The following is a 22,028-nucleotide window of genomic DNA, read 5'->3' as shown; positions in this document are numbered from 1 at the left end:
GCGTTCTCAAAAACCTTACCGATGTTCATGGCTTTGATAAACTCGATCATGTTATCCGCCACGCTCTCGCTGCTGCCCATTTGCTCCACCATGGCCTTGCGGAAATCATCGTAGGGGAATTCCACATACTGCAAATCCGGCTTGTCGATGGCCGCGCCGTACACTTTGGCCATCTCCGGGTAGGTTACATCCCGGGCGCCTAACAGGTCCTGCACATTGTGGCCGGAAAAATCCAGCGCCAGCAGGCGCTTGGTGGCGTATTCGGCAATGTCCCGGGTGGCAATCACCGGAAAGCGCAAATCCGCCCGCACTGGAGAGCCCATAATCCCCGCCTGTTTGATCAGGTCGATCATGCCCAGAGTGTTTTCCATGAAATAGGTAGGGCGCAAATGCAAGGTGTTCAAACCGGGAATGGCGTCGAAGACCTTTTCCATTTTGTGCAGTCCCAGCACCACGCCAGAACCGCTCTCCAGGTGCGCGCCCTGACTGCTAAGCGATACCACATAGGGCACCTTATCGTATTCCAGCGCCCGGGCGATGGCCTCTGCATGTTTCAGCTGATGGGCGGTGTAATCGTCGGTCTGCCAGTCGATGGGGATCATGGCATACACCGCGGTGGCGCCGTCAAAGGCCTGCTTTAATAATTCCACATTGCTGGTATCGCCCACAAAAAGTTCGGCGCCTTGGTCGGTCAGTTCTTTGGCTTTAGCGGGATCGCGGCTGATGATGCGCACGCTTTTGCCGGCTTCCAGCAAAGCAAGGGTGATCGGTTTACCGGTATTCCCTGTTGCTCCAGTGATTACATACATAATGATTCTCCTTTTCTATGTGTTGAATGATTTGTTTAGCCACGGATGAACGCGCCTGCCTCGTTGGGGGATGAAACGCGGATTTTTTTCAAATAAATTTCAACTCAATCCTTTTCTAAACTAATTTTTGTATCCGTATTCAATCCATGTGTATCTGTGGCAAATTATAAACACTTTTTCTCCTATCAGGGTGCATCGGTGGGGTCCCAACCGGTGATCAGGTTTTCATTTAATCCATTTAAAAATTCCATGTCCTTTTTGGAGATGGAAAAATCGAACACCGAGAAGTTCTTGATGATGCGTTCTTTTTTTGTCGATTTGGGGATCACGACAAATTCGTGTTCCAGGGCCCAGCGGATGAGGATCTGTGCCGGGGTCTTGCAGTATTTTTTCGCTATCTCTAACAGATTGGGATCATCTAACTTGCGCCCTTTGGTCAATGGACTGTAAGCTTCGATTTCGATGTCATGTTCCAGGCAGAAGTCGATGGTATCTTTACGATACAGGTAATTATAAGGCGAAAGCTCTATCTGGTTGATGACCGGGATGATCTGGCAATGATCCAGCAATTCCGCCACATGGCGCCGCATGAAATTGCTCACGCCGATTGCCAGGGCTTTGCCGTCCCGGTATGCCTGTTCCATTGCTTTCCACGATTCCAGACGCAGCTCCGGCACCGGCCAGTGCATCAGGTACAGGTCAACGTAATCCATACCCAATTTGGCAAGACTCTCGTCGATTGCCCGCAGGGTGTTATCGTATCCCTGGTCGTCATTCCACAGTTTGGTGGTAACGAAGATTTCCTCGCGGGGGATTCCGCTGTCGGCGATGGCCTTGCCCACATCCTGCTCGTTGCCGTATATTTTGGCGGTATCAATATGGCGATACCCGGCTTGCAGGACATAACGCACAGCGTTGCGAGTGGTTTCACCAGCCGGATTTTGAAACACACTCAGACCAACCATAGGGATTTTAACGCTGTTGTTCAGCGTATATGTTGATTGACGAATCAAAATATTTCCTTACTGAGAATAAGACTGGGGCTCAATGCCTTCCATCTTATCCATATTCAATCCATGTACATCCGTGGTCAAAATTAAAAGCCACAAATGAGCGCTGATGAAATACAGATTTTTTTAAAATAATTTTCAACTCAATACTTTACTTTTTCAAAACCTATTTTTGTATCCGTGTTCAGTCTGCGTAAATCCACGGCTAAAGCAACTGGTCTGTTTACTTTCTCAGAAACTTAAACGCATGATTCCAGCTATTGTTGTTAAATCCATACACAATCCACAACATGGCTAATGCTTCCAGCCAATAGGCGTTTTCAATGCCGCCCAGGTCCACAGTGGAATTCCAGCCCCAGGACAGCGCCAGATCGTCTACCCACTTTTTGGCCTCAGAATTGTTGCCGGCAATCAGCAAGTCCGGCACGCCCTCTTCGGGCGCCGGGTTTACCATAATGTGCGCGCTGATGGTATTGAAGGCCTTTACCACTCTGGCCTCCGGTATGTGGTGCTGAATCTGTTCACCGAGGGAATTTCCCAGGGTGACGGCAAATTTGGGCGGCATGTCTTCGGAGGCATCCAGAGGATTGGTGACATCCACTACGATTTTACCGCTAAAGTTTTCTTTCCCGGCAAGATCAATGGCATGCAGTGCCGCAAGCCCCGCAGTGGTGATGAAAACCACTTCGCCAAATGCAGCTGCGTCTGCAAAGCTCTCCAATTTTACAGCCGGATTTTCGGTCAGCCATTTGTTAAAAGGAAGATTGCCGGCCGCATCCGGTTTGCTGCGCGCCAGAGTATCCGCCACGTCGCGCGTGCCGATCATCACCTCGTTCCCATCTTCAACGAGTTTTGCAGCCAGGGTTCTGCCCACGCCGCCGGTACCTAAGATTCCAATTTTCATGATAAACCTCCTTTGTGTATTTGCTTGTGCATACAACTATATTCACGAAAAAAAATAGTTCTTTCAGAAGCTAATCAATATTGAATAAAATAAATCTAAGGCAGTAAAGCCGCAACCAAAAAACTTCCTTGGGGATTTAAACAACCACAGAGGGCACAGGGAAGTATTTTTAAATTAAAAATTACGAATTACGAATTAATTTGCGAAGGGGCAACTTATGCCCAGGAGGTGAGGAACCGTGCCGGCATGTCATTCTGAGAATCCCTTACATTGGCAGACCATTCGAAAGAGCAATGTAAATCGTGCTTCAGTCCGCGACTTTGTACGGGCGAAGCATTTATGGCGAGCTTTTGTTTTAAAATCCATCCCCCCGGCCCTGTCCCCTTTAAAAAAGGGAAGGGGGAGTTATAATCTTTACAATGTAAATTTTGATTTTTAAATGTTCATCTACTTTAACTTTTGGGAAAGCTTAGTAAGAATGCAGCACAAGAATTTTCGCATCCCGCTGTGGCGGGATGCGAAAATTTTTATGCTATGTGAGGGAGTAAAACCGTTTAATTGTTGAATTGTTGAATGGTTTAATGTCCCGTCACAGAGAATCGGGATTTCCGATGCGCTCCAACCGGCTGACATCCCAAATTTCCATTGTTCGTGAATGGTATTTCCAATACAAATGAGAAAACTTCCCACACCAGCCTTCCCCCTCTCCCAGATTTTTATTTTTGGAGAGGGGGACCGAGGGGGTGAGGTCTAATTTGTGAAATGATTTCTGCTGTTGGAGGAGTAAAGTTAAAAGTATATGAGTGTAAGCGTTAAATGGTTGCTGGGCACCGGCCTGTCATTTTTTAAAGAAATTTTTTGGTTGTGGCTTCGCTGCCTTAGCTGTTTTACAAGTTTCAAAATTCAAAGATGGCCTTTTAAAAGATGGCGCTTATTGACTGGATTCGGTCTCCACGGAAGGCGAAATATCTTCAACGCGTTCAACGGAAAACACTCCGCTGATTTTACGAATGGCATTAATGATTTTGGTCAGATGCTGTAAATTTTGCACTTCAATATCGAGTAAGCCTTTGGCGTACATATCTTCGACGTGGAAGCTGGCATTAAAGATGTTGATGTCCTGTTTGGCAATGCAGGTGGTGATGTCTTTCAGTAAATTTTTTCTGTCCTCGCCAATAATGGAAAGTTGAACCTGAAATCGTTTTTCACTGCCGGTATCCCATTCGACTTCGATGATTCGCTCCTTTTCTTTATAGAGTTCGAGCATATTTTTGCAATCCGTACGGTGGATTGTAATGCCCCGGCCTCTGGTTAAATAACCAATAATGCGATCGCCGGGGACCGGTTGGCAGCAACGGGCAAAATTGATCAACATGTTGTCCATGCCATGCACTTTAATACCGGAATCGCCGCGAGCGCGCTTGAGAAATTTTACGAAAATACTCTCTTTTTTGGGTTTTGGAGGTTGTTCGGGAAAGAGCTTGCGCTCCAGATTTTCGATGACGAATTCCCCGCGACCGATGGCAATCTTCAGGCTCTCGATATTCTGAAAGCCGATTTTAGGCAACACTTCCTTTACTTCAATGGAATCTTCCGACAGCTTGTATTTTTTCAGAAATCGTGTCAAAATCTCTTCGCCCATTTTTAAGGTCTGAGCCTGTTGCTCTTCGCGCAAAACTTTGCGAATACAATGGCGAGCCTTACTGGTTTTGACAAAGGAGAGCCAATCCTGATTCGGTTTTTGATTTTGCGAGGTAATAATTTCGACCTGCTGCCCACTTTTTAACTCTGTTTTAAGGGGCACAATTTTACCGTTAATTTTAGCGGCAATACAATGATTGCCCACACTGGTGTGTACGGCATAGGCAAAATCGACCGGAGTGGAGCCGCGGGGCAGCTTGAACAAATCGCCACGGGGCGAAAAGACAAAGACCTCGTCCTGAAAGAGATCGATCTTTAAATCTTCCAGAAAATCGCCAGGATCTGTATTGGCAATCTGTCGCTCCAGCAGTTCTTTAATCCAGTTCAGACGGTCATCAAATCGCGTTCGTTCCAGAATACCGTGTTTGTAGCGCCAGTGAGCAGCCACACCATCTTCGGCCATGAAGTGCATTTCTTCTGTACGAATCTGGATCTCAACCATCTTACCGTCGGGACCGATGATGGTCGTGTGCAAAGACTGGTAGCCGTTAATTTTAGGGGTGGCAATATAATCTTTAAAGCGATCGGAGATGGGCATGAACAGACTGTGAACAATTCCCAGCACATAGTAACACTCTTCCACCCGTTTAACAATGATGCGGATGGCAAACAGATCGTAAATTTCCTCGAAGGGTTTGTTGCGTTTTTGCATTTTAGTGTAAATACTGAAAAAGGATTTAGGGCGCCCTAAAATACGCGCTTCGATATTGTGCGCCTTCAGCTCCTTTTCGATAGGTTCTTTAACGCGCTGAATGTAATACTCACGCTCCTTTTTGGTAGCCCTCACCTTGCGCCGGATCTCTTTGTAGGCTTTTGGATCGAGGTATTTTAACGATAGGTCTTCCAATTCCGTTTTAATACGGGCAATACCCAGGCGGTGGGCTAATGGAGCGTACACATCCCGCGTTTCCAGTGCAATGCGCTCCTTCTTTGCATCTGGAACAGAATCCAGGGTACGCATGTTGTGTAAACGGTCGGCAAATTTTATGATAATCACACGAATATCATCGACCATGGAGAGCAGCATTTTACGGAAGGTTTCGGCCTGGCGCATCTCCTTACTCTGAAAACGTAAACCGCCGATTTTAGTTACTCCATCAACCAGGCGGGCAATCCGCTGGCCAAATTTTTCTTCTAAAAAATTCAGCGAAACATCAGTATCTTCAACCGTGTCGTGCAATAGAGAGGCAACAATGGTGGGCGCGTCCATGTGTAAATCGACTAAAATGCGGGCCACCTGTAAACAATGTTCAAAATAGGGCTCTCCGGATTGACGTCGCTGGCGGAGGTGCGCTTCCAGGGCAATGTGGTAAGCCAGACGTAGTTGTTCGGTATCAGCATCCGAATCATAGGCCTGGACGTCTTTAATCAACTCCTCAACCTGAGGGTCGTAGGTTTTCCTTAGTTTCTCCAGTAATGTTTTGTCGTTCATAGAATTCTAAAATTCTGGTATGGGTAGCGTACCCTCGTGTAAAACATCGGGGTCAGCAAATTTTCCATACTCTTTTAAAAATGTTAAACGCACCGTGCCGGTGGGACCGTTTCTCTGTTTTCCGATAATGATCTCACACTTATTATGCGTGGACTCGCCGGTATCTTCAAATTCCATGATGCCGTAGTATTCGGGACGGTAAACAAACATCACCACATCCGCATCCTGTTCAATGGAACCCGATTCACGTAAATCGGAAAGCTGTGGTTTTCTGGATTTGTCACGCGTTTCAACGGCACGCGACAGCTGGGAAAGCGCCAACACCGGCACGTCCAGTTCTTTGGCAATCGCCTTGAGTGAACGGGAAATGTGTGTAATTTCCTGCTGTCGATTATCGCCTTTCCCCTCCATCAATTGCAAATAGTCAATGACCAACAATTGCACATTGTGTTCAGCTTTTAAACGCCTGGCCTTGGCTCTGAGTTCAAGCACGTTCATCACTGGGGTATCATCAATGAAGATGGGCGCCGACATTAATTTTTCTGAGTAATGCGTTAAACGTTCCATTTCATCACTGGCAAACTTCCCAGTACGCACACTCATGATGTTCACTTTGGCTTCTGTACACAACAGTCGCATGGCCAGCGAATCAGCAGACATCTCCAGACTAAAAATACCAACCGGAAGGCCATGGTCAATGGCTGCATTACGGGCAATGTTTAAGGCAAAGGCGGTTTTCCCCATACTGGGCCGGCCGGCTAAAATGACCAGGTCTGAGGGCTGCAAACCGGCCGTTAACTGATCCAATTTCTCATATCCGGAAGGTACGCCGGTAACCCCTGCTTTGCTGGATTTGTACAGGTTATCAATCCGTTCAAAGGTTCGTTCCACAATAGGTCTGATGGGATCAAAACCTTTTTTCAGCCGCTTCTCAGATATTTCAAAAACATTGTGTTCGGCAAAATCCAGCAATTTGTCAATCTCTTGCTCTTCAGAATAGGCTTTATCAATTATGAGGTTACAGGTTTTTATCAGCAAGCGTGTTAGGGCTTTATTCTTAACGATTTCAATATGGTACTGAATATTGGCCGAGGTCGGCGTGCTGTTCATGATTTCCGCCAGATAAACATGACCGCCCACCTCTTCTAACTTACCCCATTGTTGCAAAACATCCGCCACGCTCAGCAATTCAATCTCTGCGTCCTGCTCAAAAATTTTAACCATGGCCTTAAAGATGTATTGGTGGCTGGTTTTGTAAAAATAATCGGGTTGCAAATTCTCCACGGCCAGGTTTACCGCATCATGATCCAGGAACATGGCGCCCAAGACCGCCTGTTCTACCTCTATGTTGTGGGGCATAACTCGTACCGTTTCCAGAGCGGTTAGCTCTTCGGCGCGGCTTTGTAATTTACTTTTACTCTCACTCTCCTTCAATTTTCACCTCGTCCGTTTTAACCGTTTTTCATATTTCTGCTCGTGATTGAATGATTTAAGGATAAACAAAAAATTACAAGACGTCAAGAAATTTTTTCATCATTCTTCAGAGACACTCTATCTTTTTTACTTTTAGCAACAGGCTGACAACCGATGATGTTGTTTTCAATTATGTCTTTGTTGCCACTGCATCTTCTTTGCGCTCTCTGTAGGTGATTAAATCCTTTCGAAAAGGTTTTTATTAGGGCTGTGCGGTTAGTGGAACGCTTTGCCTGGCATAGTGTCCCCCCAGCGCCTCAACTTTGCACAGCTTATCATTTTTAGCGGTAAACATCCCACCGGTGAAGCCTGAGTCTCCCCTCCTCCGGAGGGGACTAAGGAGTGGGTCAATACCTCACAAACCGCCTAATGCCTCTCACCCTTTTAATCTTTAATCTTTCATCTTTAATCTTGCTTCTTTTTTCATTTTTCCTTTTTCTTTTGTCCTTGAAGGAAACCCACCCCCAACCCCTCCCAGGAGAGGGATTTTGGTGGTGCCTGCAAAAATGGTTTTGTTGGAGCTGAACTCGGTTTGCCTATAAAAAATGGCGTCTCTTGCCTTTTACGAATTGCTGTGCAACGACTTTAAAAAACGCCGAATTTTCTTAAAATCTTGCCAGGCTTCCTGCTTTAAAGTTGGTCTGCGTAACAAAGCCGAAGGATGATAGGTTACCACCAGAGGAATACCCTGATATTCATGGTTGCCATTGCGCAACACACTGAGTGGATGTTGGCTTTGTAGCAAGGTGTTGGCCGCAAAAAGGCCCAGAGCCACAAGCAATTTGGGCTGAATCAATTGAATTTGTTTGATTAAATACGGTTCACACTGGGCAATTTCTTCCGGTTTTGGATTTCTATTGCCCGGGGGGCGGCATTTAATGACATTGGCGATGTAAACGTCTTCCCTTTTCAGGCCGATGGCGGCAAACATCTTGTCTAAAAGTCTGCCGGAGGCGCCCACAAAAGGCAGGCCCTGTTCATCTTCTTCGCGGCCCGGCGCCTCGCCGACAAACATGACCTCGGCCTGAGCATTGCCATAGCCGAAGACAAAATTTTTGCGCGTTTTGTGTAAGGCACACTTTTGACAATCTTTTATTTGTTCGTAGAAAGCCTGCAATTCGGGGCTGGTCTGTTTGTAGCTAAGGCCTTTGGAAAAATGGCGCTGGACCGGTCTGCCTTTAGCTGGTTGTTGCGCCACTGATTTTTGGGGCGACACCGGTCTTAATGGCTGATTGAGGTACAACTGCTTATCATAAACCTGCTGATACCACTTGAAAAATTGTTCAATATGGTCTAACAGTTCTTTTTCATTCATGCTTTTTCATCCATCTCGCTTACAAAACGCATAATTTTTAAACTTAGCTCCAGCTTGTTCATCAACGGCCAGTCCAGCAGCCGGCCATCTCTGGTCAGGATGGCGATTTTATTGGTCTCCTGACCAAAAGCCGCTCCCTGGTGTTTTGGATTGTTTATGATAATGCAATCCAGCCCTTTACGCAAAAGTTTTTGGCGGGAATGTTCAATCTCATTTTCAGTTTCCACAGAAAAACCGATCAATTTCTGCTTTTGCTTTCGCTCATTTAAAGCGGCCAGAATATCTATGGTTCTGCTTAATTCTAAAACCAGTTGCTGATCTTTAGCGTTTTTTTTGATTTTTCCCCGACTAATGCGTCGCGGTTTAAAATCGGCCACGGCAGCCGCTCCAAAATAAAAATCAACCTGGTCGAAATATCGGAAAACAGCCTGCGCCATCTCTTCAGCCGAACGCACCTTCAGGCAATGCAGATAGGGGGGCACTGGTAGCTGGCTGGCCCCTAAAATGAAATGGACCTGCGCACCGCAAATAAAAGCGGCCCGAGCCAAAGCCAGGCCCATTTTACCGGAAGAGCGGTTGGTGATAAATCGAACCGGATCAATGTCTTCGGCTGTTGGCCCCCCGGTGACAAGCACCCGTTTACCCAGTAAGGGATGAGGATGGGTCAGGTAGCGCACAAAATCGATCAAAGAAGGCACATCCACCGTTCGGTAGCCCAGATAGGAATGAGCAGCAAGGGGCAACCAGAGCCCTTTTTTGTTCAGGCGCTCATAGGCTTCCAGCTCTTTTTCCGCAATAAATGGCAAAAGAAGCGTCTTGGCTGCCTCTGGCATCTGTTGGCCCAATTCAAAAGGACGTATTTCCAGCCAATGACTTCCCTGTTCAGGAGCAGCTTTGTGCCAGTGAATTTGTGGCGCTAATTGTTGCAACACCGATGGCAGCGCATTACCCGATTCGCTAACATGGACTTCCCAACCCTGCTCCAGCAAAGCTTGAATAGCCGGAAGGGACAAAAGAAGTTGCCAATCTTTAAATTGCTTAAGCAAAATATTAAGGTTATTCATCAACGATAATACGCTTTTCAATTTCCTGAATGGTTTGTTCAAGATCGTCATTGACGATCACATAATCAAATTTTTTAGCCTGCTCATACTCATAAGGCAGGCGGGCCAGCCTTTTTTGGATGGATGCTTCGCTTTCTGTCTTGCGCTTTTTCAAACGTTCTACTAAAGCCTCTTCTGACGGTGGCTTTAAAAAGATTAAAATAGCCTGAGGATAATGTTTTTTGATGGACAACGCGCCATTCACGTCGATGTCAAATAAAACCACTTTTCCGCGGGCAATGTGCTGATCTACCACCTCTTTCAGAGTGCCATAATAGTTGCCATGCACCTCTTCATATTCCAGAAATTTACCCTGGGCAATGTATTTTTCGAAGGTTTCTTTATTTAAAAAGTAGTAATCCACCCCATCCTGTTCATTGGGTCGTTTGGGTCGAGTCGTAGCCGAAACAGAAATAATGGTCTCCGGATGCCGACGGTTCAAAATCTTTACAATCGTTGTTTTGCCCCCTCCTGACGGGGCCGAGAACACAATGTAAGGGGATTTAAATTTCATTGCTGTTTCCTATTCAATGTTCTGTACCTGCTCTCTTAATTTTTCGATCTCTTCCTTAATAGCAATCACTTTGTGCGAAATCTCCAGCATCGTGGTTTTGGAATTAATGGTGTTCGCTTCACGATGCATTTCCTGTAAAATAAAGTTCAGGCGTTTACCAATGTCCTCCTGTTTTTCGAGTGCTTGATTGAACAGCTCAATGTGACTCTTTAAGCGGACACACTCCTCTGTAATATCCACTCTGTCCGAAAGAATAGCCAGTTCCTGTTCCATGCGCGCAGCATCAATGGCCTGTTCCTCAATAAGATTTTTGACGTTTTTGTAAAGGCGTTCAAACTCGGATTGCACGTTATTGGGAGCTATCTTTGTGATTTCTGCAACCAGCTGATCAATCTTGCTTAACCGTTTTTGTACATCGGTTAGCAGATGCGCGCCTTCCTGTTCGCGCATGCGCAAAAATTCTTCGGTAGCCTTTTGTAAGGCTTTCAGGATCAGCGGCCGAATTTGTTCCTCCACCAGCGCAGCCAGATCCAGATTAAAAAGATCGGGGAACAGAAGCAGGTGCTTCAGTTTAACCTCATCGTTGAGGGCAAACTTCTCTTTGAGGGCCTGTAACATTTGAACCCTTTTTTCAGCAGCCGCCCAGTCAATGAACAGTTCTGTTGCGCTCTGCTGATTTTGCTCCACATTGACGTAAACGGAGATTTTACCCCGAACCACTTTATCCTTAAGGAATTCTCTGATATGGCTCTCTTCTGAACTCAATTCTTTGGGCAAACGCACCATCACATCCAGAAAACGATTGTTCACACTCTTAATTTCTACGGAAACCGTGAAATGTTCATTACTCTCCAGCGCCTTTCCGTAGCCGGTCATACTTCGCATGTTTATTCCTTTAATTTGGTTCGAACTATGGTTGCCTCTGCTGCGAAACGGCAAGTTGAGTCCTGGAGGTAGAGCGCCCGTGCCGGGCAGAAATTGGCAGCTAAAACATCACATCGCCCCTTAAACCTTTAACCATCCCCTTAGAATGGCATAAAAATTTTCGTACCCTACCTCATGCAAGAAATATTCTAAAATAAACTTGCTTTGCTCCGCAATACTTTTATGTTTAAATTCAGAATTATTAATTTTCACCAGGAAAATTGGTGAAATAATAATTCAATAATTTAGCGTGTTTATCCATTAAAAGCAAAACGCTTGATGTTCAAAAATTACTACCTTTTTGCCCAATTGCTGCAGGAGATCAGACCTTCCATTGCAGGTCAGCTCATCGTTGACCTGTTCACCTATCGTAAAGACGAGCTGGTCATCGAATTGAGCAACCAAACATTTTTACTGTTGGGAATTTCAGTCAACGAACCTTACCTTTTATTAAGAGAGAAAAAACAGATTAAACAGCCGCAACTGGCGCTGTTTGAATCGCTTAAGGGACAACGCGTTGAACAAATCACGCTTTTTAATTTTGACAAGCATTTGATTCTGGAACTGAAAAACTTTCGCATTGAAGCCATTTTTTATCCTCCGCACAACAACGTTTTTCTCTTTTCCCATGACAAACTGATCGATGTTTTCAAAGGGAAAAACAATTACCCGGCTCTTTTGACCGAAAAAGAATCCGGGCTTGACTTGCGGCGCATCGATCAGGATTTAGTGCTTAATCGGCTAAACCAGACGCCAAACAACAATCTACGACAATTTGTAAAAAGCCATTTTGCGGCCTTAAGCAAAACTATGGTCGATGAGCTCCTTTACCGTACGGGCTTCAGCGGCCGCGAAAAGGTGCAGGAATTAACCGACGATCAAGAACGGACCCTGTCCACTCATCTGCTTCAATTGGGACGCGAACTAAACGCTCGCCGGGCCTATCTTTACTTTGAGCCTCAAACCTATCATGTACAAAAAATAGCCTTGATGCCTCTCAAGCACCTGGAGTCTGATTTAGAGGTCAAAGAATTTGATTCCGTCAATCGCGCGCTCGATGCCTTTTATTACGAAAAACGCGTACGTCAGGAATTCGTTAAACTCCAAACTCTATGCCGCTCGGCATTACAAAAGCGTCTTAAATTTCTGGAACGTTCCGTGCGGCGCATTCAACAGAATGCCGATCTAGGCAGACGCAAGGCTGAAGCGGAATTAAAAGGCAATCTACTGTTGACCTTTAAGAACACAATTCCAGCGGGCGTTAAAGAAGTGACCTTAAGTAATATTTTTTCCGAGGCGCAGGAGCCGGTTACAATAAAATTAAATCCGTCGAAATCGGTGGTAGCCAATGCCCAGCAATATTTTAACAAGTTCAAAAACATCAAACACGACCGGCAGGTATTGCAGATTAAACTGGACACCTATCAGAAAGAGATGGCTGAAATGCACCAGATGCTGCAGCACTTAGAACAAATAAAGACACTGCAGCGTTTAAAGGCTTTTAGCAAGCAATTAAGCGCCATGCACTTGATTCAGGATGAGTCTTTTGCCAAAAAGGAGCGTACCGGCGAGGCTTTAAAATATGCCTTTAAGCGATTGATTCTTGACGGAAGATGGGATGTTTACATTGGCAAGGACGGTCCAACGAACGACTTATTGACCTTTTCGTTTGCTCACAAGTGGGACATCTGGTTACATGCACAGGGCGTGCCCGGGGCACACGTCATCATTCGCGTACCAAACCGTAACCAGACACCGCCGGAACGCGTGATTGAGCAGGCCGCCAGAATAGCCGCCGCACACAGTAAAGCGGCTCATTCAACAACCGTACCGGTACAATACACACAGGTACGCTACGTCAGCCGAATGCGTAAAGCCCCACCGGGCAGCGTCAGGATTCAAAACGAAAAGGTGGTGTTTGTTTCTCCCATGAACCTTAATTAACAGGAAGGGTATCATGTTCAGAGTGCTTTACGTTTTTTTCGCCGTTTTACTTTTCTCTTTTCAGCCCCTCAAAGCACAGGAGGAAGATCAGGCAGGGGCGCAATTGACTTTTTTGCAACAGATGTTTTTTGAAAACCAGGATCACCAGTTTGATGAATTTCTTCTTGGCCAAATCCAGCACTTTTTAAAACAGAATCCTTTTTACAAACAGAACGATCAAATCCTCTGGATGTACGGCAATCTGTTACAGAACAAAAAGCAGACGGCCCGCGCTTTGATCCAATATTTAAAAATCGTGGTACTCTACCCCTCAGGTACGCTGGCCGGAGAGGCGCAACAACGGCTTAAAGAACTGGTGGTCCAAAGATCGCTGCTGTGCCTGGTTGATTGTCAGGAGGACCTGCAGGCTTACCTTGAACATACGCATTTCTTCGAAAGCGAAGTGGAAGGTCTTTTTAATATCTACAACTTTATTTTCAGCCTCAATCTCTCCTGTTTTGATGAAGCTCTGTTGGCCGACCTGACTCTTTTTGAAGCAAGTTGCTCGGCAATGCCTTACTCGCAAGATTTACTATTGTACTGGAAGGGGCAATTGCAAAAACGGCTGGGAAAATTCCGTTTGGCCTATGGCCACTTCCGGAAACTGCAGAGTCTGTTTCCTCAATCTTCTTTGGCTCCTGCGGCGCTGTTCGAGAGCGCTCTGATCTCATACCGGGCGTTGAAAAGAATGGAAGAAGCCCGCGACGGATTCATTCAGTTAATCAACCACTTCCCTGCCGATGCCCACAGCGCCCTGGCGCAATTTTATCTGGCGGATCTGTACGAAAAAGGCTTAGATTCTTTGGACGCAGCCATTGACAATTACCGCCTCTTCCTGGACGCCTTTCCCGATCATCCTTTGCATGCCCAGGCGTTTAAGCGTTTGACTCTATTGCTCTTCAAAAAAGAACGCTACGAAGAAGCCGTTACACTGATCGGCCTCAATCTGAATCAGCATCCGGAAGATTCTCTGGTGGTGTCTTTAATTGATTCTATGGCCAATGTTCTGGAAAGGAAGTTTAAAAAGTATGAATTTGCGGCACGCAGCTACATATTGTTAGCTTCGCAGCTGCCGGTTAATGAGCGCACGCCCTATTATCTTTACCGCGCTGCCAGGATTTACAGCAAATTTTTAAAGGATCGGGCGCGGGCCACAGACATCTGTAATCGGTTGAAGAAAAGCTTCCCCGAAAATCCCTACACCGAAAAGTGCAAATTACTCCTAAAACAAACGATTAAGAAATAGTTGAACGGAAATGCGGTGTACGTTTCCTAATTCGGAAGCGTAATTGGTAAAGGCGTAGTCAAAAGAGACTTTGGGAATGGTAAAGCCGATACCCGTGTTAAAGCGCTGTAAATCATCCATACCGGCGCGCATGCGTATTAACTGTTTGTAGCCTACTTCCAGCCCCCAGAAAGAATCCACACTTAAGGGGCCCATATTAACTTGCGAGGCATAATCGCGGCCCTCAAGCAAGAATTGTAAATCCACAGAGGGTTGAACCGAAACTCCGACAGCCGGCCAGTGCATGACATAACTGGCTCCCAGGCGCAGGGAGGGAGCAATAAATTCCTTTTCATTGGTGCTCCAGGCAATCATGGTTGAGGTTACGTCCCGAACCAGAGCGCCAACTTTAAGATTTTTCCAGAGATCATATTGCAGGCCCAGATCAAATCCCAGACCCAGGGCATTTTCCACATGAAAATCACGATAGATCATTTTGACATTTAACCCCATGCGTAATCGTTCAGTGCGCTTCTGGGCCACAGAAAGGAATACACTGTAATCGCCGGTGTTGAAGGTACGAACCTTTGAATAATCGACCTTATTGTCTGCCTCATTAAAAGCCTGGCGACTGTCCTTAATTCCATTCACCGTAAAATAGACCAGCGACAGACCAATGGTTGTTTTTTCATTCAAGGGATGCGAAAGGGCCAGAAAATCGTGCTGAATGCTGCTGATGAATTGTTTGCCGTGGGTAAAGAGAACCTGAAACCCAGAAGCGTTACTCAAACCCGCGGGATTCCAGTACCCGGCCGACACATCATTAACCATGGCCAGCCCGGCTCCCCCCATAGCTGTGAATCGGCTACCTCCGCCAATAGCCAGAAATTCCCCGGCATATTTTTTAACGCCTCCGGCATGGGTGGATTGTAAGCCGAGTAAAATCAATCCGATGACTATGCTATTTTTTAAGGTAGAGCGCATTTTTACCCCAATCAACACATGTTTAAAAATTCCATCCAATTCTGCAAATTGTACATTAGCCCAGGCCCAATAAAAAGGCGGTCGCCACAGGGATCATCAGATTATCGTCCAAATTCATGGGCATCAACTCCAGCAACGTAATGATCAACGCCACTACTAGGCCCCACCAGCTGTAGTGCGTAAAAATCAGAATAATGGCCGAGGCCGTTAAGTAAAAGGCTGCGCTGCCCTCCAGACTCTTCTCCCAGAATTTATTTTTGCCGTACAGCTGCCCGACTATGCCAGCCAGCGGATCGGCCAGGCAAACAAAGAGCAAAGCTGGAACCGCCTGTCGTTCTTTAAACAAAAAAACGGTAGCTGTCATTCCAATAAACAACATGGTCGCCCCGGTTAAGGACTTTTTGGCTTCCGCCTTTTTCAGCATCTCTTCAAATATATTCAAAAAAATTTTTCTGACAAGGGGAAATTTTAGTCGCAAAATATCTGCGGTTAAAAAGCCTGCGGCTAAAATCGCCACAAGCCATTTTACAAGTAGAGCATTATGCGAAACATAGTAAAACAAAGGAATGATGGCTGTAGCCAGATGGATTGCTTTTCTGCGCAGTAAAGCCACTAAGGGAAGAGTTTGGCTCACACTTCCCTCCCCTTTTCCCAGATTATCTCTTTAAGACTCAGCGTGGCCCGTTCAATAAACTCCTGCTCAAAAATGGAACTGCCGGCCACCAGAACATCCGCGCCGGCATCCAGCACGGACTGAGCAGTCTGTTCATCGATGCCCCCATCGACTTCAATCAGAAAATCGGCCTTTAATTGCTCGCGCAGCGCTGCTAATTGTTCTATTTTTTCCAGCGTGTAAGGAATGAATTTTTGGCCGCCAAAGCCAGGATTGACGCTCATGATCAGCACCAGATCCAGTTTTTTCAACAGATGCTGAACCGTACTCACCGGCGTGGCCGGATTGATGGCAATGCCCGCTTTACAGCCCAAATCCTTAATACGATTAACCGCCCGATCCAGATGCCAGCAGGCTTCCTGATGAATGGTTAAATAATCGGCTCCGGCGGCGGCAAACCATTCCACAAAGTGCATGGGCTCCGTAACCATCAAATGCACATCAACAGGCAGCTGGCTCACTCTTTTAACGGCCTTTACCATCATCGGGCCAAAGGTCATATTGGGCACAAAATGGCCATCCATCACATCCACATGGATCAGATCAGCGCCGTGTTTTTCAACGATTTCAATCTGCTTTTTTAATTGCAAAACATCGGCCGACAAAATGGAAGGGGCTAAAAAAGGCACAACTACTCCTCGCTGTTTTGATGCATGGGCAATTTACTAACAACCAGTTTAACCGCATTGACTTCTTCGATGGGCGTACCGGCTTTAACGTTCTGCTTTAAAATCGTCTCCGGTAAAACATCGTCGCGTGTCTCATATTCAATCTCCACATTCTGCACGCCTAACAATTGCAACTGGCGTTTGGCTAAATTCAAACTCTTCCCCACCAGATCCGGCATTAGCTTCTTCTGTGGAAAGGGTCCCAGGCTAATGGTCAGATCAATTCGCGTCCCCTTTTTAATGGGCTGTCCCTGGGGAAAGGATTGACCGATGACTACATTTTCCAGAGCCAGGTCTGAGTATTCGTAATACAGGTTACCCAATTTTAAGCCATTGGCTTTTAAAATCAATTCTGCTTCGCGGGGCGATTTAAAGAACAGATTGGGCATGGTAATGGGCTTTTCGCCGATACTCACCGTAAGATAGACGTGCCGTCCTTTTTTTACTTTGCTAAAAGCCGCCGGATTTTGTTCGACTACGGTGCCGGGCCCAAAATTTTCATCATAAACCGAATCGGCAATAACAACGCCAAATCCCTTCTCCTGAAGTACTTTGCGCGCCTCTTCTACCTTCAGCGAAACTACATCCGGTAATTCGTATTCTTCACCAAGACGAACGTACCAGGGCATGATTACCTTGTCAAATAACAGAACAATTAACACAAATACAACAAAGGCCATCAAGAACTTTGTCAGTTTAAGGCCGAACACCTTTTGCCTGAATTCAGAATTCATGTTACAATTCCATTTTTATTCAAGAAATTATTTTACAAATTGTAGTGATTGCCAGCAATTTTTATTTACTTTCTACAATCAGAGTAACAGGCCCGTAATTTAGAAAATCCACATCCATCATAGCACCAAAAATGCCGGTTTCTACTTTTACTCCATGGCTGCGTAATCGTTCAATAAATGTTTGATACAGAGCTTCACCTTTTTCTGGAGGAGCTGCCTGGATGAAGCTGGGACGTCGCCCCTTCCGTGTATCGCCGAGCAAAGTAAACTGAGAGATGGCCAGAATTTCACCTCCGGTTTCCAGCAAGGAGCGATTCATCTTGCCCTGGTCATCCTCAAAAATGCGCAAATGGACGCACTTGTCCGCCACAAAAGCCACATCTTCTTCCGTGTCTTCCTGAGCCACTCCTATGAGCAGCAACAATCCACGGCCAATCTGGCCCACCAGCCGACCATCCACTGTAACGCTGGCCTTTTTGACCCGTTGGACAACCACTTTCATATTTCAGCAACCTCTACTTTAACATGTTCGAGCCCAATCGCTTCTTCTAACTGGGTGAGCACATTGCGCGTGACCTGCATTTTGATCTTGTTGGAAATTAAACGATAGGGCCTGCCATTTTCTGAAGGTATTTCGAAGAAAACACGTGTTTTGCCCAAAGAGGCGGTTAAGCTGAGCTTTAGTTTGTAAATGAGCTCATCGCTTAGTTCATCGGGATCGATCCTGATGGTCAGCGTTCGGGTCATCAATTCCGGCACATTTTGAATAGGCCAGATATTTTCGCCAATAAACTTGACCATGTTTTCATTCAGGTCGGAGTTTAGACGGCCTTTAATGCACACCACGTTGTTGGGTTGCAAGAGGGCTTCAAACTGGGGAAACATGGAACCGAACACAACCACTTCATAGATATTGTTAAAATCTTCGATTTTAACAAAAGCCATTTTCTGATTTTTTCTGTCCATGATGGTGCGCAGGTCAACAATCTGCCCGCCAATGTAAAAAAATTGCGGTGGGCTGCCACCGTTATCCACATGCTTGCGCACTCTATTTACATCCGTACAATAGAGCGCAATGATAGTGCGGTAGGGTTCCAGAGGATGTCCGGAGAAGTAGAAGCCGAGGAGTTCTTTCTCATTTCTCAGTTTCTCCTGCAGCGTCCAATCCGGCAGATCTGGCAGAGGCGGATAGGCAATCAGATTGTCCTCTTCCATTTCGGGCAGATCAAATAGACTTCTTTGATGTTTGTTTTTTTGCTTTTGACTTTGCAGGCTTTGAGCAAAATCGATCGCTTTTTCAATCACATTAAAAAGCTGGGCGCGATTACCTTCCAGAGAATCCATGGCCCCGGCCTGAATTAGACTTTCGAGCACTTTTTTGTTGACCGAACGCAAATCGACATGTTGCAAAAAATCAAAGATGGTTTTAAAAGGCCCATGCTTTTTTCGGGCTTCAACTATCGAAGCAATAGCTGCACTGCCAACATTTTTAATGGCTCCCAGGCCAAAAGCAATTTCATTTTCGCTTAAGGGCTCAAAATGGGCCTCACTGTAGTTGATGTCTGGGGGCTTAATTTTAATACCCAGATTTCGGCACTCTTCCATTAAAATCATCACCCGATCGCTGTTACCGATTTCGCTGGATAGGTTGGCAGCCATGTACTCCGCAGGAAAATGGGCTTTTAAATAGGCCGTCTGATAAGCAATTAAGGCGTAGGCCGCAGCATGCGATTTATTGAAGCCATAAGAGGCGAAATTCTCAATTAAGTCGGCTATTTGCATGGCAACTTTTTGGTCGATATTGTTTTTGATGCAGCCGGCAATAAACCGCTCTTTTTGTCTTTTCATCTCTTCTGGTTTTTTCTTGGCCATGGCCTTGCGCATCACATCCGATTGAGCCAGAGAAAAGCCCGCCAGCTCTGCGGCAATGCGCATGACCTGTTCCTGATAAACGATGATGCCGTAAGTCTCTTTCAAAATCGGCTCCAGCTTGGGATGCAAATAGGTAATCAACGAAGGATTTTTCTTGCGTTTAATAAAATCATCAATCATGGACATGGGCCCCGGCCGGTAAAGTGCGTTCATGGCAATGAGGTCTTCCACGCGCGAGGGTTGCAGTTTGCGCAAATATTCCTGCATGCCCGAGCTTTCAAACTGGAACACGCCGATGGTCTTGCCTTCGCTAAACAGTTTAAAGGTCTGCGGATCATCCAAGGGCACTTCGCTGACTTTAAATTTTTTCCCCAGACGCTTACTCACCAGGTCTTCGGTTTTTTTAATCACGGTCAGGTTGCGCAGTCCCAAAAAATCCATTTTCAGCAAACCGACCTTTTCGCTCCAGCCCATGGTCCATTGTGTGGTTACTTCGCCATCGGGCGTTTTGTACAATGGAACGTAGTTAGTCAAATCGTCCGGAGTAATAATGATGCCGGCAGCATGAACCGAAGTGTGGCGCGCAATGCCTTCCAACGTTTTGGAATATTTCACCAGTTGCTGGATTTTTGGATCATCACTTTGCGTCAGCTCTTTTAACTCCGGTACTTCATTGAAGGCCTTTTCCAGAGGCATGGGTTTTGCCCCGCTGGGTACTAATTTGGCTATTTTATCAGCCTGAGAGATCGGAATTTTCAACACGCGGGAAACATCCCGAATGACATTCCGCGAAGCCATGGTTCCAAAGGTGATGATCTGGGCTACATTTTTCCGCCCGTATTTTTCGCGCACGTATTCAATCACTTCATCGCGGCGTTCCATGCAAAAATCCACGTCAATATCGGGCATGGAAACACGCTCAGGATTTAAGAATCGCTCAAATAACAAATCGTAACGTAAAGGATCCACCTGGGTAATACCCAGGCAATAGGCCACAATGCTTCCGGCAGCTGAACCACGTCCCAAGCCCACTGGGATGTCCCGTTCACGCGCTGCGCGGATGAAATCCTGGACAATCAAAAAGTACCCGGCAAAGCCCATTTGCTTGATGACGCCTAATTCATAGTCGATGCGCTGTTTTACTCTGTCATCCATGCGTGGGTAGCGTTTTTCGGCTCCACGGTAAGTCAGACGCCGCAAATATTCATCGGCATCGATGTTCCCTTCCGATTTGGGAATTGGAAATTTGGGTAAAAGTCGGCGGTCAAATTCAATTTCGAAATCGATTTTTTCGCTGATCTCCAGGGTTCGTTCCAAAACTTCAGGTGTTTCCCTGAATACCTGGAACATCTCATCGGCCGATTTGAGGTAGAGTTCTTCGGTACCATAACGCATGCGATTCGGGTCATCGCGGTCTTTTCCGGTTTGCAAACAGAGCAAAATGTCGTGCGCCTCATGATCCCCTTTGCGCAGGTAGTGATTATCGTTGGTGGCAATGACCGGCACGCCCATCTCCTGGGCCAACTGGTAAATTTTGGGATAGACCTGCGCTTCGTCCGGGATGTAATGGTTTTGAATTTCCAGATAAAAATCATCCCCAAAAATATCCTGATATTCTTCGATTAACTTTATGGCTTTTTCGCGTTCGCCCTGTCTTAATTTGTAAGCGATCTCCCCTTTCATACAGGCTGAAGTGGCGATCAAACCTTCCGAATACTGTCGCAAAAGCTGTTTATCGATCCGCGGTTTGTAATACATCCCTTCCAGATAGGCAATGGAAGACAATTTTAACAGATTCCTAAAGCCGGTATGATTTTTAGCCAGCAAGACTAGATGGTAAGAAGTGCTTTCTCCTGCCACTTGCTTCCTCAAGGTATGGTCCCTGGGAGCCACGTACGCTTCCATGCCAATGATCGGTTTAATGCCGGCCGCTTTGGCTTCGGTGTAAAATTCCAATACGCCAAAGAGATTGCCATGATCGGTGATGGCCAGGGCTTCCATTTTAAGTTCAGCGGCTCTGCGCACCATCTCTTTTATTTTGGCCGCCCCATCTAAAAGGGAAAAGTGTGTGTGATTGTGTAAATGAACAAATGACAAAAGTTTAACACCCCTTCCTTTATTATGTATTGTTTTTTAATGATTTACTAAAAGCGCCAACAAAATATTAATTTACATTTTTGATACAATCATTGCAAAAGAATATAGGCACGAATATCAAGAACGGCCCAATATTTTGATGGCTCAGGGAAGCCCTTGCAACATAGTCTCTTGTTCCATTTTTGAAAAATGAATGGGAATAGACTAATCCCGCCACAGCGGGATGCGAAAATTTTTGTGCTGTGTGTGGAAGTAAAACCGTTGAATTGTTGATTGGTTGAATTGTTGAATTGTTGAATGGCCCGTCCTTCGGCCGGATAAACCTGTCCGGCTGGCCAGCCCCGTCAGGCTCCGCCTTGCCAGACTGGCGGGCCTGTCAGGCTGGTGCTGCCAGACGGGCCTGTCCGGTGGCCAGACCTGTCAGGCTGCGCCTTGCCAGACTGGCGGGCCTGTCCGGCTTCAACGGCCAGACGGGCCTGTCCGGCTGCGCCTGCCAGACTGGAATGTCCCCGAGGATCGGGATTTGGAATGACGCATGGCACGAAGCCTCACTGATTGTCTTTCGACCTTATAAAAGTCTCGAGCTGAAGCTCGAGTTACGTCTGAA

General features: G+C 46.2%; 18 protein-coding genes. 2 read left to right on the top strand and 16 right to left on the bottom strand.

Going from position 1 to position 22,028, the window contains the following annotated elements:
* From ACWB0I_RS11055 to ACWB0I_RS11015, 9 genes are all read right to left on the bottom strand, one after another.
* A partial coding sequence (locus tag ACWB0I_RS11055) for an NmrA family NAD(P)-binding protein (protein WP_479388122.1) occupies positions 1-809 on the bottom strand: 809 nt, incomplete at its 3' end.
* 185 nt (positions 810-994) lie between these two features.
* A complete protein-coding gene (locus ACWB0I_RS11050; protein WP_479388123.1) occupies positions 995-1,774 on the bottom strand; it encodes an aldo/keto reductase in 780 nt (259 codons plus the stop codon).
* Positions 1,775-2,042: 268 nt separating this feature from the next.
* Positions 2,043-2,723 (bottom strand): NADPH-dependent F420 reductase, encoded by a 681-nt coding sequence (locus ACWB0I_RS11045; protein WP_479388121.1) that lies wholly within the window; start codon positions 2,721-2,723, stop codon positions 2,043-2,045.
* 931 nt (positions 2,724-3,654) lie between these two features.
* Positions 3,655-5,856 (bottom strand): RelA/SpoT family protein, encoded by a 2,202-nt coding sequence (locus ACWB0I_RS11040; RefSeq protein WP_479388120.1) that lies wholly within the window; start codon positions 5,854-5,856, stop codon positions 3,655-3,657.
* A 6-nt stretch (positions 5,857-5,862) separates the two neighbouring features.
* Positions 5,863-7,290: a replicative DNA helicase gene (dnaB, locus tag ACWB0I_RS11035; protein WP_479388119.1), complete on the bottom strand. Its 1,428-nt coding sequence runs from the start codon at positions 7,288-7,290 to the stop codon at positions 5,863-5,865.
* A 601-nt stretch (positions 7,291-7,891) separates the two neighbouring features.
* On the bottom strand, positions 7,892-8,644 hold the full coding sequence (locus tag ACWB0I_RS11030) for a uracil-DNA glycosylase (RefSeq protein ID WP_479388118.1): 753 nt from the start codon (positions 8,642-8,644) through the stop codon (positions 7,892-7,894).
* On the bottom strand, positions 8,641-9,729 hold the full coding sequence (locus ACWB0I_RS11025) for a phosphopantothenoylcysteine decarboxylase domain-containing protein (RefSeq protein ID WP_479388117.1): 1,089 nt from the start codon (positions 9,727-9,729) through the stop codon (positions 8,641-8,643). Before ACWB0I_RS11025 ends, ACWB0I_RS11030 begins: the two co-directional genes overlap by 4 nt.
* Positions 9,701-10,261: a guanylate kinase gene (gmk, locus tag ACWB0I_RS11020; RefSeq protein WP_479388116.1), complete on the bottom strand. Its 561-nt coding sequence runs from the start codon at positions 10,259-10,261 to the stop codon at positions 9,701-9,703. Before gmk ends, ACWB0I_RS11025 begins: the two co-directional genes overlap by 29 nt.
* Positions 10,262-10,270: 9 nt before the next feature.
* On the bottom strand, positions 10,271-11,146 hold the full coding sequence (locus ACWB0I_RS11015) for a YicC/YloC family endoribonuclease (RefSeq protein ID WP_479388115.1): 876 nt from the start codon (positions 11,144-11,146) through the stop codon (positions 10,271-10,273).
* Between the two features lie 318 nt (positions 11,147-11,464).
* On the opposite strand from ACWB0I_RS11015, the gene ACWB0I_RS11010 reads away from it, so the two are divergent.
* Positions 11,465-13,129 (top strand): NFACT RNA binding domain-containing protein, encoded by a 1,665-nt coding sequence (locus ACWB0I_RS11010; protein WP_479388114.1) that lies wholly within the window; start codon positions 11,465-11,467, stop codon positions 13,127-13,129.
* Positions 13,130-13,142: 13 nt separating this feature from the next.
* Positions 13,143-14,414, top strand: coding sequence for a tetratricopeptide repeat protein (locus ACWB0I_RS11005; RefSeq protein ID WP_479388113.1), 1,272 nt, complete (start codon positions 13,143-13,145; stop codon positions 14,412-14,414).
* Here the strand turns inward: ACWB0I_RS11005 and ACWB0I_RS11000 are convergent.
* The 7 genes from ACWB0I_RS11000 to ACWB0I_RS10970 form a co-directional block, all read right to left on the bottom strand.
* Entirely contained in the window at positions 14,391-15,377 is a 987-nt protein-coding gene (locus ACWB0I_RS11000) for a PorV/PorQ family protein (protein WP_479388112.1), read from the bottom strand. The genes ACWB0I_RS11005 and ACWB0I_RS11000 overlap by 24 nt on opposite strands.
* A 55-nt stretch (positions 15,378-15,432) precedes the next feature.
* Complete coding sequence (locus ACWB0I_RS10995; protein WP_479388111.1) at positions 15,433-16,011, bottom strand: diacylglycerol/polyprenol kinase family protein; 579 nt, start codon at positions 16,009-16,011, stop codon at positions 15,433-15,435.
* Complete coding sequence (gene rpe / locus ACWB0I_RS10990; RefSeq protein WP_479388110.1) at positions 16,008-16,679, bottom strand: ribulose-phosphate 3-epimerase; 672 nt, start codon at positions 16,677-16,679, stop codon at positions 16,008-16,010. The genes ACWB0I_RS10995 and rpe overlap by 4 nt, the downstream gene beginning before the upstream one ends.
* A gap of 2 nt (positions 16,680-16,681) precedes the next feature.
* Complete coding sequence (locus ACWB0I_RS10985; RefSeq protein ID WP_479388109.1) at positions 16,682-17,452, bottom strand: PASTA domain-containing protein; 771 nt, start codon at positions 17,450-17,452, stop codon at positions 16,682-16,684.
* 61 nt (positions 17,453-17,513) lie between these two features.
* Entirely contained in the window at positions 17,514-17,954 is a 441-nt protein-coding gene (gene dtd, locus ACWB0I_RS10980; RefSeq protein ID WP_479388108.1) for a D-aminoacyl-tRNA deacylase, read from the bottom strand.
* On the bottom strand, positions 17,951-21,421 hold the full coding sequence (locus ACWB0I_RS10975) for a DNA polymerase III subunit alpha (protein WP_479388107.1): 3,471 nt from the start codon (positions 21,419-21,421) through the stop codon (positions 17,951-17,953). Before ACWB0I_RS10975 ends, dtd begins: the two co-directional genes overlap by 4 nt.
* Before the next feature lie 344 nt (positions 21,422-21,765).
* A complete protein-coding gene (locus tag ACWB0I_RS10970) occupies positions 21,766-21,963 on the bottom strand; it encodes a hypothetical protein (RefSeq protein WP_479388106.1) in 198 nt (65 codons plus the stop codon).
* Positions 21,964-22,028 lie beyond the last annotated feature (65 nt).

Source organism: Caldithrix sp. (genome assembly GCF_056497305.1).
This window is presented reverse-complemented; position numbering and strand designations above follow the sequence as displayed.

Bases quoted from the DNA above. Each gene is read 5' to 3' on its own strand.
- ACWB0I_RS11050 (WP_479388123.1), bottom strand. From the start codon at position 1,774: ATGGTTGGTCTGAGTGTGTTTCAAAATCCGGCTGGTGAAACCACTCGC.
- ACWB0I_RS11045 (WP_479388121.1), bottom strand. From the start codon at position 2,723: ATGAAAATTGGAATCTTAGGTACCGGCGGCGTGGGCAGAACCCTGGCT.
- ACWB0I_RS11040 (WP_479388120.1), bottom strand. From the start codon at position 5,856: ATGAACGACAAAACATTACTGGAGAAACTAAGGAAAACCTACGACCCT.
- ACWB0I_RS11030 (WP_479388118.1), bottom strand. From the start codon at position 8,644: ATGAATGAAAAAGAACTGTTAGACCATATTGAACAATTTTTCAAGTGG.
- gmk (WP_479388116.1), bottom strand. From the start codon at position 10,261: ATGAAATTTAAATCCCCTTACATTGTGTTCTCGGCCCCGTCAGGAGGG.
- ACWB0I_RS11015 (WP_479388115.1), bottom strand. From the start codon at position 11,146: ATGCGAAGTATGACCGGCTACGGAAAGGCGCTGGAGAGTAATGAACAT.
- ACWB0I_RS11010 (WP_479388114.1), top strand. From the start codon at position 11,465: ATGTTCAAAAATTACTACCTTTTTGCCCAATTGCTGCAGGAGATCAGA.
- ACWB0I_RS11005 (WP_479388113.1), top strand. From the start codon at position 13,143: ATGTTCAGAGTGCTTTACGTTTTTTTCGCCGTTTTACTTTTCTCTTTT.
- ACWB0I_RS11000 (WP_479388112.1), bottom strand. From the start codon at position 15,377: ATGCGCTCTACCTTAAAAAATAGCATAGTCATCGGATTGATTTTACTC.
- ACWB0I_RS10985 (WP_479388109.1), bottom strand. From the start codon at position 17,452: ATGAATTCTGAATTCAGGCAAAAGGTGTTCGGCCTTAAACTGACAAAG.
- dtd (WP_479388108.1), bottom strand. From the start codon at position 17,954: ATGAAAGTGGTTGTCCAACGGGTCAAAAAGGCCAGCGTTACAGTGGAT.